General features: G+C 63.9%; 11 protein-coding genes and 1 pseudogene. 6 read left to right on the top strand and 6 right to left on the bottom strand.

The window, feature by feature from the left end; genetic code table 11:
* Positions 1 to 39: 39 nt before the first annotated feature.
* Positions 40 to 1,068, top strand: a complete 1,029-nt coding sequence (locus tag K9D12_RS08905) for an IS481 family transposase (RefSeq protein ID WP_223060009.1) — start codon at positions 40 to 42, stop codon at positions 1,066 to 1,068.
* On the opposite strand, the gene K9D12_RS08900 is transcribed toward K9D12_RS08905, so the two are convergent.
* Positions 991 to 1,491, bottom strand: coding sequence for a MarR family winged helix-turn-helix transcriptional regulator (locus tag K9D12_RS08900; RefSeq protein WP_223060008.1), 501 nt, complete (start codon positions 1,489 to 1,491; stop codon positions 991 to 993). The two genes, K9D12_RS08905 and K9D12_RS08900, sit on opposite strands and share 78 nt — an antisense overlap.
* 13 nt (positions 1,492 to 1,504) lie before the next feature.
* Here K9D12_RS08900 and K9D12_RS08895 point away from each other — a divergent pair, with 13 nt between their 5' ends.
* The 4 genes and pseudogenes from K9D12_RS08895 to K9D12_RS08880 all read left to right on the top strand — a co-directional run bounded on the left by K9D12_RS08895 (position 1,505) and on the right by K9D12_RS08880 (position 5,333).
* The gene (locus K9D12_RS08895; RefSeq protein WP_195015080.1) at positions 1,505 to 2,014 is read left to right on the top strand and encodes a VOC family protein; all 510 of its coding nucleotides are present in this window, start codon (positions 1,505 to 1,507) and stop codon (positions 2,012 to 2,014) included.
* 73 nt (positions 2,015 to 2,087) lie between these two features.
* Positions 2,088 to 3,055: pseudogene (locus tag K9D12_RS08890) on the top strand (IS481 family transposase); the annotation flags it as partial.
* Positions 3,056 to 3,131: 76 nt separating this feature from the next.
* Positions 3,132 to 3,365 (top strand): hypothetical protein, encoded by a 234-nt coding sequence (locus tag K9D12_RS08885; RefSeq protein ID WP_223060067.1) that lies wholly within the window; start codon positions 3,132 to 3,134, stop codon positions 3,363 to 3,365.
* Between the two features lie 723 nt (positions 3,366 to 4,088).
* On the top strand, positions 4,089 to 5,333 hold the full coding sequence (locus K9D12_RS08880) for an IS256 family transposase (protein WP_223060007.1): 1,245 nt from the start codon (positions 4,089 to 4,091) through the stop codon (positions 5,331 to 5,333).
* A 479-nt stretch (positions 5,334 to 5,812) separates the two neighbouring features.
* On the opposite strand, the gene K9D12_RS08875 is transcribed toward K9D12_RS08880, so the two are convergent.
* The 5 genes from K9D12_RS08875 to K9D12_RS15295 form a co-directional block, all read right to left on the bottom strand.
* A complete protein-coding gene (locus K9D12_RS08875; protein ID WP_223060006.1) occupies positions 5,813 to 6,646 on the bottom strand; it encodes a hypothetical protein in 834 nt (277 codons plus the stop codon).
* A 255-nt stretch (positions 6,647 to 6,901) separates the two neighbouring features.
* On the bottom strand, positions 6,902 to 8,224 hold the full coding sequence (locus K9D12_RS08865) for a thioesterase domain-containing protein (RefSeq protein WP_223060004.1): 1,323 nt from the start codon (positions 8,222 to 8,224) through the stop codon (positions 6,902 to 6,904).
* Positions 8,211 to 9,026 (bottom strand): hypothetical protein, encoded by an 816-nt coding sequence (locus tag K9D12_RS08860; RefSeq protein ID WP_223060003.1) that lies wholly within the window; start codon positions 9,024 to 9,026, stop codon positions 8,211 to 8,213. The genes K9D12_RS08865 and K9D12_RS08860 overlap by 14 nt, the downstream gene beginning before the upstream one ends.
* The gene (locus K9D12_RS08855) at positions 8,987 to 9,406 is read right to left on the bottom strand and encodes a hypothetical protein (RefSeq protein WP_223060002.1); all 420 of its coding nucleotides are present in this window, start codon (positions 9,404 to 9,406) and stop codon (positions 8,987 to 8,989) included. Before K9D12_RS08855 ends, K9D12_RS08860 begins: the two co-directional genes overlap by 40 nt.
* A gap of 183 nt (positions 9,407 to 9,589) precedes the next feature.
* On the bottom strand, positions 9,590 to 10,444 hold the full coding sequence (locus K9D12_RS15295; RefSeq protein ID WP_223060001.1) for an alpha/beta fold hydrolase: 855 nt from the start codon (positions 10,442 to 10,444) through the stop codon (positions 9,590 to 9,592).
* 1,709 nt (positions 10,445 to 12,153) lie between these two features.
* Between K9D12_RS15295 and K9D12_RS08845 the strand changes: the two genes are divergently transcribed.
* On the top strand, positions 12,154 to 12,828 hold the full coding sequence (locus K9D12_RS08845) for a hypothetical protein (RefSeq protein WP_223060000.1): 675 nt from the start codon (positions 12,154 to 12,156) through the stop codon (positions 12,826 to 12,828).
* Positions 12,829 to 12,856: the final 28 nt, after the last annotated feature.

Genomic DNA, 12,856 nt, shown 5'->3' with positions numbered 1-12,856 from the left:
CTTCTTGCGGAGGCCGCCCGTCTCTCATGAGGAGTGCCCATGTCCCACCCCAACGCAGCCCTGACTCCGCGCCACCGCCTGATCGTCGGCCGCCTCGTCGTAGACGAGGGATGGACGGTCAGCGAGGTCGCCGCCCGGTTCCAGGTCTCCTGGCCAACCGTGAAGCGCTGGGCAGACCGCTACCGCGCCGGCCTGCCCATGCAGGACCGCAGCTCCCGCCCCCACCGGTCGCCAAACAAGACGAGTAGGAAGATCACCAGGCGCTGCATCACTCTGAGACTGCGCCTGAGGGAGGGGCCGGTGCAGTTGGCCTGCCGGCTGGGAATCGCTCCCTCGACCGTCCACCGCATCCTGCGCAACGCCCGCCTGAACCGGCTCTCGCATGTCGACCGGGCGACCGGAGAGCCGATTCGGCGCTACGAGCACGACCACCCAGGCGCGATGCTTCATGTCGATGTGAAGAAGCTCGGCAACATCCCCGACGGCGGCGGCTGGCGCTACGTCGGCCGCCGGCAAGGAGAGAAGAACCGGGCAGCCACGCCGGGCAAGCCCAGGAACAAGTACCGGGACCCGTTGATGGGCAAGGCCTACGTCCACACCGTCATTGACGATCACACCCGCGTGGCCTATGCCGAGATCCACGATGATGAGACCGCTCCGACCGCCACCGCTGTGCTGGTCCGAGCCGTTGAGTGGTTCAACCAGCGGGGCGTCACCGTCGAACGAGTCCTGTCAGACAACGGCGGTGCCTACCGATCACATCTGTGGCGCCAGACCTGCGCCGAACTCGGCATCACGCACAAGCGCACTCGGCCGTATCGTCCGCAGACCAACGGGAAGGTCGAGCGCTTCCACCGGACCATGGCCGACGGGTGGGCCTACGCCCGCTGCTACACCTCCGAGACAGAGCGCCGCGACGCCCTCCAGGCGTGGCTACATCACTACAACCAGCACCGGCCTCACACGGCGTGCGGGAACCAGCCGCCGTTCTCACGATTGATCAACGTCTCCGGTCAGTACAAGCGAGCTGTACTGACCGGGGACGTTGATCGAGTCCGCTGCATGTGAGGCGTCGAGCTTCCCAAGGAGTGCCTCCAGCGCTGTCAGCTCGTCGGGGGTCAGGGCGTGGAAGAAGGCGTTGCGTCCCTGACGCAGGCCGGGTTGCAGGTCATTCCACCACTGCCGCCCCTCGGGGGTCAGGCTCAGAAGTCGCGACCTGGCATCGGCGGGGTTCGGCCGAGCCTGGACCCATCGCGCTTCGATGAGCTTCCTGATGGTGGCACCGACGTTCCGCGGGTCGACCGCGATGGCGGTTGCCACCTGTGCCTGCGTACGTTCACCTTCCGCGAGGGCAGCCATGGCAGTGAACTGGGCCGTGGTGATCCCCTGCCCTGTCAGGTGAGTCGCCCATGCCCTCTCTGCGCGCCGCCCGAGGGTCGCCAGGAGGAAGCTGGCACCTTGGCGATACTTGACGTCACTCGATGTGCTCATATTTTATGTATACATGCCTTCCTTGACGCCCCCGACCGGGCACAACACCATCAACCCCTTCGCCATCGTTCCAGACGCCATGGGCTTCATCCGCTTCGTGGAGTCCGTGTTCGACGGGCACGAAGCCGCCCACGTCCGCACCCCCGATCGGGACGGCTCGATCATCCATGCCGAGGTCACGATCGGCGACGCCACGATCATGCTGTGCGACCGCAAGCCCGACTGGCCCTTCACGCCGGCCTTCCTGCAGGTCTATGTCCCCGATGCCCAGGACTGCCTGGACAAGGCCGTCGCGGCCGGAGGGCGCATCGTGACTCCCGTCAGCGACTTCTACGGCGGCTACCGGATCGCGCGCGCTCTCGACCCGTGGCGCAACCTCTGGTGGATCTACGAACCGACGACCCAGCCCCTGCACCAGGATGAGCGCGACAGCGACACCGACTGGCACGACCGCAAGCCCAGCCTCGTCTACACCTCCCTCATGGACGCCATGCGCTCCCTGGATCGACCTGAGCCGGCATGAGTCACCGCCAGCTCTTCGGCCCCGATCACGCACCATCCGATCGGGGCCGATTCGCACCCACCCTCGAACGATAATGACCCACCTCAACGCAGCTCTCACACCTCGCCACCGGCTCAAGGTCGCCCGCCTCGTCGTCGAGGAGGGGTGGCCGATCAGCGAGGTCGCCGCCCGGTTCCAGGTGTCCTGGCCGACCGTGAAGCGATGGTCGACCGCTACCGGGCCGGCGAGTCCATGCAGGACCGGTCGTCACGCCCAAGATCGTCGCCGAACAAGACCGCGAAGACGGTGTCAAAGCGGTTTGTGAGCCTACGAATGCGAGTGCGGGAAGGACCCGTTCAGCTCGCTTCCCGACTCGACATTGCACCCTCCACCGTGCATCGCATCCTCACCACGGCCCGCCTGAACCGGCTGTCCTACGTCGACCGGGCCACCGGTGAACCCGTCCGCCGGTACGAGCACCCCCACCCCGGGTCGCTGGTTCACGTGGACGTGAAGAAGTTCGGGAACATCCCCGACGGCGGCGGCTAGCGCTACGTCGGTCGCCGCCAGGGCGGGAGGAACCGCGCCGTCACCCCAGGCAAGCCGCGCAACCAGTACGGCGACCCCAAGCTTGGGTACGCGTTCGTGCACACCGTCATTGACGACCACTCCCGCGTCGCGTACACCGAGGTCCACGACGACGAGACGGCCGTAACCGCCGTCGCCGTCCTGCACCGGGCGGTCGAGTGGTTCGCCGAACGTGGCGTGACCATCGAACGAGTGCTGTCCGACAACGGTGGGGCATACCGGTCGTACCTGTGGCGCGACACCTGCGAGGCGCTGTCGATCCGTCCGAAGTTCACCCGCCCGTACCGGCCGCAGACCAACGGAAAAGTGGAGCGGTTCCACCGCACGATGGGTGACGGGTGGGCCTACGCCCGCTGCTACACCAGCGAGCAAGAACGCCGAGACGCCCTCCCCGACTGGCTGCACCAGTACAACCAGCACCGCCCCCACACTGCGTGCGGGTACCAACCGCCCTTCTCCCGATTGATCAACGTCCCCCAGCAGTACAGCCGCAGGTGCGATCGACGACCAGACATCGCAGGAGATCTCCGACGCGGGCCTCGAGCACCTGGTGCGAGCCCAAGCCGACGCAGCGGCGCCTCCCACCCTCGATCATCTGCGCCAGCTCGAGCGGCAGCGACTGGAACTAGCGCAGCGCCTCGAGGAGGCGCGCCAGGACGTCGTCACCGAGGGCCGGCGGCTACACGCTCTCGGCATCAGTGCCTACGCGATCGCGCAGCACACCGAATGGTCCCAGCCGCACTGGGGACGCCTCCTGGGATCCTCGCGCCGAGACGAGGATTGAGGCGTCAAGGCTCGCAGAGCCGGGCCCGTCACAGCTCGGGCGTGAGCAAGGGCGCACGGATGGTCCCTGACCAGACAAGAAGGCGTCAGGCTCAGCGCGGCTCGTTCTTCAACCTGCGCGTTGCCTTGCGCTGTTCCCACCAATACCCGTATCGATCTACTCGCTCCAGAGCCCGATCGCTGAGCCGCCTCCATCGACCCGCGACACGTTCCCACGGGAAGGGGTCATATGTGCGATCTCGCTCGAGCCGTCCATCGAACCCGCGTCTCCAACGGCGCCCACTCGAGTCCGTGAAGGAGACATAGAGGGGGTGAGCCTCATCGCGCGACCACCGGAGTTCTTCCTCTTCGCCTGGACCGATGTCGAGCGCATGAACTGGTAGAAAAGCGCCACTTCTCGGAAGCTTCCCCCCCGCCGCCTCCACCTCTGACGGCATGGCTACGGCCACGGCGAGGTGGTGGATCGGTAGTGAGCCCGCATTCGTCACGTGTACGACGATGTCGTTCCTCTGGCCGCGAATCCTGCACGAAAGGAGGCGAGCTTCTGCCGCCTCATCCCGCGCGCGATCGCGACGCATGATGTTGAACCCCATTAGCAGCGAAGTTGAGTCCCTGATAGTGGTGTAGCGCGGTCGCCGAGTTCGTCGTCGTGATGGACATCGACGCGGCCACCGCGTGATCCTTCGAGTTCACCTTCCACAGATCTCTCGAACGGAACCACACGATGACCGCTCCACATATTGTCGACCCTGCTGGCCTGCTCAGCGAAGCCCTTACCGATGCCAGTCCGGACCTGATGCGGTCGTTGCTGCAGTCGATCATCAACGCGTTGCTCTCGGCCGACGCTGACGCTGTGGTTGGTGCCGAGTGGGGTCGTCCCTCGCCGGACCGGACGGCCCAGCGCAACGGCTACCGGCACCGCGATCTGGACACCAGGGTCGGCACGATCGATGTTGCGATCCCGAAACTGCGTTCGGGAACCTACTTCCCCGACTGGCTCCTGGAGCGCAGGAAGCGAGCCGAGTCCGCACTGATCACCGTGGTCGCGGACTGCTACCTCGCTGGCGTCTCGACCCGGCGGATGGACAAGCTGGTCAAGACGCTCGGCATCAACTCGCTGTCGAAGTCCCAGGTGAGCCGGATGGCTGCCGATCTGGACCAGATCGTTGCTGAGTTCCGCCATCGTCCATTGGGTGAGGCGGGGCCGTTCACGTTCGTCGCCGCTGACGCGCTCACGATGAAGGTCCGCGAAGGCGGCCGAGTCGTCTCGGCCGTCGTGTTGGTCGCGACCGGCGTGAACGCTGACGGCAGGCGTGAGGTCCTCGGACTCCAAGTCGCCACGAGTGAGACCGGACCGGCCTGGAACACGTTCCTGGCCGACCTCGTCGCCCGCGGGCTGACCGGAGTCCGACTCGTCACCAGCGACGCCCACCCCGGGTTGAAGGACGCGATCGCCGCGAACCTGCCCGGAGCGGCTTGGCAGCGTTGCCGCACCCACTACGCCGCGAACCTGATGTCCGTGACACCCAAGAACATGTGGCCCGCGGTCAAAGCAATGCTCCACAGCGTCTATGACCAGCCAGACGCCCCAGCAGTGGCTGCCCAGTTCGACCGGCTCATCGACTACGTCGACGACCGCCTGCCCGACGTCGCCGAACACCTCGGAGCAGCTCGTGAAGACATCCTTGCCTTCACCGGCTTCCCCGAAGGGCTCTGGCAGCAGATCTGGTCCAACAACCCGAACGAGCGGTTGAACCGCGAGATCCGCCGCCGCACCGACAGCGTCGGCATCTTCCCCACCCGCGACGCGATCACGCGCCTCGTCGGAGCCGTGCTCGCCGAGCAGACCGACGAATGGGCCGAAGGCCGCCGCTACCTCGGCTTGGACATCCTCGCCAAGTCCCGCCTCACCATCGTCACCAACGACGACACCCTCGAGAAGGAGGAACTGCCCGCACTCACCGCCTGACCCACGAAAGGTCACGCAGCGCTACACCACTCCCGGGGACTTGACCAGCAGCGATCCTCCGGTTAGGAGCGACCCAACCCACGCCGATACCGGTCCCCACTCGACAGTCATTGCTCAATCCCTACCTCAGGGTGACAAGCGGGGGACAGAGCCCTCGATGTGGGCGCCCCTGCGGAGCCCCCAGCCGAGTTCATCATCTCGCTGCGGGCGCGATAGGGCTCAAAAGTAACGAGACGGTAACAGTCTCTACGCGTGTCGGCCGGGCATTGGCATGTGTGGATGTGGCGTTTGTGAGTCCATTTCGCGTGGGGAGGGAGGTCCGTTCGTTGCCAAGGGGGCTGTCTGATCCCTCTGCGCGCGCAGAACAAAGTGGCCCGCGCGGGCGTTGTCGGAGACCAATCCGACGCCCGCGCGGGCCGTGTCAACAACACCTCGAAAGGGGCTGCGTGACCCCACGACGAGGCGGGGTCGCCAGCAGTCTAGGCCAGGCGTCGGGCAGGTTCCCCTCGCGTGTTGAGCTTCCACGCGAGTGCTTCGACGACGGTGCGTGGGTGTCTCGCCTCGAGGGGGCGCAGCTGATCACGCACGGTGCTCACGATTCGGTAGGAGCGCCGCTTGGTGACGTCGCCATCATCCGCTGATGTGGGCATCGACAGCTGGCTGCGCGCCGCGGCGCGTTGGTCCTCGCTCAGGTCGGCCCACGCTGCGAACGTGTCAGTGAGCCAGGAGACGTAACTCGACGAGGGTTCGCTCGAGGCATGCGCACTGGCCAAGGCTCGGTGGAAGCTCTCGGGGGCGCTGACGGTCACACTCACGTGTCGCTTGCCGAGGGGAGGGCGCGCTGAGCGCAGGGGGAGGCGGTCAGGAGCCGGCGGCAGTGTTCCGCCGGCGGCGCGTTCAGAGCGCGCGACAGCTGCATACAGGGCCGGCACGATGAGATCGCTCGGTCGGTGCCGGCTGGTATCGGCCTTGGCGCCCCCCAGGGCGGCGGAGGCTTCGCGGTCCACGCGGTTAGCTTCCTCGATCTGCGCGATGACAGCCGGCGAGAGCCGCACGTTACGGGGGCGCTTCGTCGAATCGATCATGTAGCGCGTCGGCGCATGGCGCTCGAGCACCTTGCGCCGCGCTGGCGCGCTCATCTGCGCGAGCCTCTCGACGGCCTGCTCGATCCACTCGGCACTACTGCGAGCTCGAGTGCGATCGGTGGCGACCTCCCAGGCGTAGGCATCCCGAACGGCGGCAAAAAGCGCCGGATCGGCACGCACGCTCGTGTCCTCAGTGCGCGCGCGTGAGAGATCCTCGTGCATCGTCATGATGATCATCCTCCCCTCTCCGTTGCCGCGGGTTATCGCGAGCGCCCCGCTGCTCCGGCACGGTCACCCCGTTCCGGTTGGGTACGCCAGGTCGTGGTCGACTCGCTGGTCAGGCCGTGCTGTAGTCGGGGGTCTTGATCAGCAGATTGCCTTCCCCTTCGACGAAGGGGGCGTAGACGTCGTCCGCCCAGCGCTCGGGCGCGACGGGCTCCATCGCGACGGACACGGCCGCGTGAGAGCAACCGAGTGTCTGGCTCACAAGCGTCGATAGACGGTCTGCCAGATAGGCGTGGTCGGCCGGTGTGAGGTCGACGGGGAAGTGGTGGATCTTAATGTGCGGCAACGCTGTCCTCCTTCTGCGTCGCGTTGATGAGCGTTGCGACCTGGTGGACGTGTGGTACTTGACGCCTCGTAGTGGTCGATGTCGAGCTCATGCACCTCCGGGAAAGTGGTCAGCGTCGTCGCCGACCGTTCGATAAAGGAGTAGTCGTCCCCTCGCATCTTGAGGATCGTGATGGGCGCCTTGACCGGGTTGGTGAGCATTTCTTCGAAGGTGTACTTGGAGCTGTGGCATTTTTCGACGATGTCACAGATGTGTTGGACGGTCGCAGAGTCGAGGCCGGGGATCTCCTTCGCTATGAAAGCGACGAATTCCTCCCGAGAGGACACTGTGGCTGCACACCGATCAGCGGCGCGATTAGTGAGTGACTGCCCGAACACGGAGTATAAGAGCCGCACGAATCGTGAGTCGGTGTAGTCAGCCAGTCGACCACTGAGTTCCTCACCGCCTGCCTGGATGGGCGAACCGGGTGCGATCAGTACGAGTCGGTCGACGTGGTGACCGGCCGCCTCAAGCAGGTGTGCCGTCTGGTACGCGACGCGCGCTCCGAAGGAGTACCCCCAGAGGGTGTAGGGGCCGCGAATCGGCTGCTTCAGGATGAGTGCTGCATCCGCCTGGGCCATCTCGTAGACAGACGAGAAGCTTTGTTCGTTGTCATTCATGCCGGCTGCCTGGACCCCGTAGAAGGGGCGCTCGGGGTTGGTTGCTCGTGCGAGGGGGCGTAGGTTCATAGGGTATCCACCGAGCCCGGGCCAGCAGTAGACAGGCCGTTCCTGTCCCGCGGGTGTGCTGAAGGGGACGAGTCGGCTGAGGTTATGGTTGTCTTCCTGTTTCCCGCTCAGAAGCGCCGCGAGATCCTGGATGGTCGGGGCCTGGAAGATGGCCTGCAGCGGCAACGCGGCGCCCGTCTCGTCATTGATAGCCCGGGTGAGCCGGACCGCGGTTATCGAATTTCCTCCGATGTCGAAGAAGTTGTCGATGACGCTAACGACTTCGCATCCGGGGACTGACTTCCACAGTCCGGCAACCAGGGTCTCCTGCGGGGTGCGGGGCTGGACGGCGGGCCGATTCTTGCGCTCGGCACGATGCCGAAAGTAATCGGCCTCAACCGCTCGGATGTCCACCTTGCCGTTGGGTGTGGTGGGGAGACTGCGCGTTAGAGCAATGGTCCGAGGGCGCATGTGCCGAGGGAGGAAGTCGGCGAGGTCCCCACGAATCAGTTCCTCAGGACCGAACATGTGGACCGAGTCCTCCCGCATGCCGCGGCTGGTCGTCTGCTCGGGTGTGACACAGCCGCTCAGGGCGGAGTAGAAGGCTTCGCTCGGGATGTCGAACGGTTCGACCAGGTGTTTGAAACGCTGCGCCGCCGGCAATGGGTGAGCGGTCTTGGAGGAGTAGCCCGAGGACGTCAAGCCGAAGCCGAAAGAGTTCATCTGCAAAGCGCTGCAGCCTGCGACCCAGAGCAACGTAATCCTGCCACCGGTTGGTCTGCAGGGCGAGGGCGATCCCAAACCGTGCCCGGTCGTACACTTGCTGGTTGATGGCGATGACGTCGCGGCGCTCGATGGCCCCGTCGGTCAGGTGAGTGAAGCGGCCGGCATCATAGCGGTAAGTCCCCGGCTCAAGGTCGGTGACAGCTCCGGGGGTCATGACCTGCACATAGGTGGGGACCTCGTCGGGTGGTGCCGCACTGGCGGAAGTAACCAGCAGCCAGCTACCCACGTACACAACATCGTCGTCCAGTCGTAGGTCGCGGGAGTCAGTGTGATGGCCATCACCGAGGCCAAGGCCGATGTCGGGCAGGATCTGGTCGAACAGGCCCAGCAGATGGCCAGCTTCGAAATGGATGACTTCGTCGACATTCGTCTGATAAACGCTGCGTATACGAGTCCGCGAGCCTGCAAGGTGCACCGTAACGGCGCGCGCGCTCTCAGTTCGCCTTAATGGGGAGATCAGATGCAGAGCGTGGTTGCTGGGGTGGTAGTAGTACACGCCGTCGGTCAGATCAGGGAAACCCACCACCTCGAGGTGGAGTTGCACGCAGTAGAGCGCGCCAGGCGACGCGTACCCAAACTTGGGCAGCAGCCGCTCGGGGAGTCGAACTGCCCGAAGTAGCGCAGCAGGTGCCCGAGGTCGTCCAGGCCAAGCATTGACAGGTCGAGCGACAGGCCCGGATGGCGGGCACCGACCTGGTCGACGAACGCGGCCAGCAGGTCGCGGTTCGTCGTCTGGCCCTCGAAGAAGCGGTAGGTCTTGTGGGCGAAGGCCAGGTCCTCTTGCCGGGCAGTGGGTACGCGGCAGGGCAGGGGGGTTGCCGCGTACGTCAACCCGGTGCGCACACCGCTGTCGGACAGCTGAGCCTTCACGGCGACCTTACTCCTCTTGGAGATATGGTGCTCCTCGGCCGTCTCCTGGTCCATGAGGGCAGCCTCTCGCGGCGAGAGCTCCACTATTGCGACCAGGTCGCGCTCTGGACTGTCCGGGGCGACCGGGGCGATGACCGCAGCGCGCGCCACCCAGGGATGGTTCTCGATCGCGACGCGGACCTGGGCACTACTACCGCCAAAACAAAAAACAGTATGGATAAATAACCTTGAGGTGCGTCAAGGAAGGCGGGAGTCAATTAGCGGTTGCCACCATGAATTGAGCATGGTGTCAGGTCGACTCGGGTCTATGATATCGATGTGATGCGCTGTCTCTGGAAAAGAGAGTACCAGCTCCTGAGATGGTGGGTGAATGCCTTCTCCTCTGGATGTTATTCGCATCAGTGCGGCGAGATCTCGCGTGTATGTGAATGGCACAGTTGCATCAAGACGCCCATGGGCAAGATATATCTTGGCGGGGGATTGCTTTCCCTGTCGAACTAACCGGTCCGGACTGAGTGCTGAATAGGTGCCCGGCCGCCCCTGGGGAGAGGCGCCGATCCAACTCTCGATTGCGCCATCGCCTAGATTGTTTACTGCTGCGCGCATAGGGTCGGTCACAGCCGCAAGTGCTACAATTTCCACCTGAGGTAGTGGAATAGACGCCGGCGAGAGAGCGCGGAGAAGGGCAAGGAGGCCGCCAGCAGAATGCCCTACGACGCGGGAAGGTGGTCGAAAAGTAGCGCGAAGGTGACGCTCTAGCATCAGCACGTCTCGTATTTCAGTGAAGGGTTCTCCTGGTGGGCGTTGGTATTCAGCGAGCACGACGTACCAGCCGAGGTCCGCGACGGCGTGGGCTAGGGGGCGGAGGTGTCTCCGGTCGATGCTGGGACGGAAAAACCCTCCATGAATAAGCAGGATTACAGGATTGCCCCTTTTCCCAACCGTCTCGAATACCTGGTTACGGTTATCGCCGTAGTATTCCAATGGTCCGAGGGGACCGTTTTGGGTGGCTTTGCTAAGCAGTCTCTCTAGGGCTTGATGTTCTAGCGCCTCCACCTTAGGGTCCGGCCATCGGTATCTGAACGATTCCATGAGTATAAGTTCCTCCAGTAGCCGATATGGGTGGGCGCTTGTTTGAGTATTCCGCCAGGCGCTGACCACGGGTCTCGCAGCTAGGAGACAATGGTGAGGCTGCTGAACGTCTATTCGTGTGCCCCGTCTGCAGCGCTGACGATTCAGGGGATCACTTCCACCCCGCTCGGCCGGTCGATGCGTGGGAGCAACGTGGGTTGGTTGGCGAGGAGTCGTTGAAATGATTTGCGGAGTGTGAAGTAGCCGAGGTTGCTCGTGCGCGGTCGTCAATTCCGCTATTGATAGCTCGAAGGTAGGTTCAGCGGGCGGGGGATGGCCTAGCCCCTGGGTAGGTGCTCGCGGATGAGGATGTTGGTGTGCTCGTTGCCGGCGGTCTTGGGTCAGCGACAAGTACACCGGAGAGCTGTCGCCAAGTACAAGCGAGCTATGGCGCGCCTCTTTTCGCTGGCCTGGCCCCGCCTCAGCGATGCACGCATCATCTCAGGCAACTCACGGGTGCGTTCGATAGAGATGTCAGCGATGTTCGCAGTGTCCGTGCCTGTCGGGCGCGCCAGGATCCTGAGGAGCCAGCTCACCTGCCCGATTAGTGTGATCGCGCACGACTGCCGTTCTTACCCGACGATGAAGTTACCTTCCCGATGACCCGGCACACGCCGTTCCAGCGCGCCCACGTCACGCTCGCTGATCGGTGTCATGCCCACGATGGGTACTCGCTTCGTGCGCGTGCCAGGCTCGGGGGCGTGGCGGTGAGGGCATTTGGACTCGCCGTGCTTGACGAGTTCACCGCGCGGCATGGCACGGATGAGCCAGTAGACCGCCTCATGGCTCGCAGTGTGTCTCTCGGCGGGGCTTGAGTTCAACGCTCGCGCCCGCTGCTTCTAGTCGCAAGTGGCCCGCGACTCAGCCAGCCGGGCGCCACCTGCGAGCAACTCGGAACCGCGATCGAACGCGCCCCCACCGGCGCCGGTGCCAAGACCTGCTGACGATTGACACCAGTCGAGCTCGAAATCGTCATGGCCGCCGTAGTCCAGTTGGCTGCATAGGCTCTGTCACCCGTGCGCGCAGCTCGCCCTCGTGCCCGCCTGGGACGATCAGGAACCAGGCCGCAGGAATGTGACCCATCTCTCAGGCGCGCGGGTGGCGCGTCTAGCTATCGCAGCTACCCTAAATTATGGTTCAGGCAAGCCTCCTGCGAGGTCAAATAGACAAGGTTTGGACCCATGGATCTCACTGTCATCGGCGCCGGCCCCAAGGGAGTTGCTGTAGCTGCACGGGCAGCCTGCCTTCGCGCCACGGGCCACTCACCCCCAGGCATCACTATTATCGAATCTCACCGCGCGGGCTATCACTGGACCCGCGGGGGAGGGTGGACCGATGGTTTCCACCGGCTGGGAACCAGCCCTCTCATGGACTTATCCTTCCCGTACCGTGAGGAAAGTACTCCCCTCCAGGAGGAACTTCGAAGGTATAGCTGGCCCGCTTTCCTTACTGCTGTGGGCCGCTACGATGAATGGGTGGACAGAGGGCTGCCGGCCCCACGACACTCACTGCGGGCAGGCTATCTAAAGTGGGCATTGGAATGCTCGCAGACGCGAGTCATTCACGACACCGTTGAAGCTTTGGGCTGCACCTCTAGCGGTTGGAAGATCTGCACCCGATCAGACGAATCTTTAGAGACCAATGCGGTCATGGTTACGGGATTTGTCTCAGTGACTGACCGCATCATGCCCAACAGTGTTCCGGCGAACACCCTGTGGGAGGAGACATCGGGACTGGGCGCTGCTCGTCGAGTGGGAATCATCGGATTAGGCAAGACGGCCGGCTCTGCCCTCGCAGCGATCGACCAGCTCCATCCAGACTGGTCCGTCACTGTCGTCTCCGGAAGCCAGTCCGTCGATTCACGTGGTGAGGGCTACCTCGAGAACCGCTTCTACAGCGATCCAGGCGAGGCGTGGAGAATGCTTAGTGAATCGGATCGGCGCGACTTCATCCGCCGAACAGATCGGGCTGTAGTCTCACAGGCGGTACAGCGTCAGATTCAGGTCGGTTTGAAATTCCGGCACTTACTGGGCTACGTGAATGAAGTCGAAGTGGGCGAGGACGGTTCAAAGCATATGGTCCTCGCCGATGGCACTGTCGGGCCATTCGATCTTGTGATAGAGGGTCGCGGTGGAAACGCTACGTGGTTCTCGTCTCTCTTCACGGGGAACTGTTGGCGTGAGTTTTTCATCCTTCTCGCTATGATCTGGGAAGCTGCTATTTTGCTACTGGCTGCTCGCGTTCGCTCCCTGATCGAACGCGAGCAGTTTGGAACGCCCTTGGAGGGCCTATCGAGCATGGTCTTCGTCGCCCTCGGAGTGTTCGTTCTCGTCGAGTCCACCTAATCAGCTGACGTCTAGGCCACATAGGACG

The sequence above is a fragment of the Dermacoccus sp. Tok2021 genome, from assembly GCF_019895135.1.
Classification (GTDB): domain Bacteria; phylum Actinomycetota; class Actinomycetes; order Actinomycetales; family Dermatophilaceae; genus Dermacoccus; species Dermacoccus abyssi.
This window is presented reverse-complemented; position numbering and strand designations above follow the sequence as displayed.

Bases quoted from the DNA above. Each gene is read 5' to 3' on its own strand.
- K9D12_RS08855 (WP_223060002.1), bottom strand. From the start codon at position 9,406: ATGGACCAGGAGACGGCCGAGGAGCACCATATCTCCAAGAGGAGTAAG.
- K9D12_RS08875 (WP_223060006.1), bottom strand. From the start codon at position 6,646: ATGACGATGCACGAGGATCTCTCACGCGCGCGCACTGAGGACACGAGC.
- K9D12_RS08865 (WP_223060004.1), bottom strand. From the start codon at position 8,224: ATGTTCGGTCCTGAGGAACTGATTCGTGGGGACCTCGCCGACTTCCTC.
- K9D12_RS08900 (WP_223060008.1), bottom strand. From the start codon at position 1,491: ATGAGCACATCGAGTGACGTCAAGTATCGCCAAGGTGCCAGCTTCCTC.
- K9D12_RS15295 (WP_223060001.1), bottom strand. From the start codon at position 10,444: ATGGAATCGTTCAGATACCGATGGCCGGACCCTAAGGTGGAGGCGCTA.
- K9D12_RS08895 (WP_195015080.1), top strand. From the start codon at position 1,505: ATGCCTTCCTTGACGCCCCCGACCGGGCACAACACCATCAACCCCTTC.
- K9D12_RS08905 (WP_223060009.1), top strand. From the start codon at position 40: ATGTCCCACCCCAACGCAGCCCTGACTCCGCGCCACCGCCTGATCGTC.
- K9D12_RS08880 (WP_223060007.1), top strand. From the start codon at position 4,089: ATGACCGCTCCACATATTGTCGACCCTGCTGGCCTGCTCAGCGAAGCC.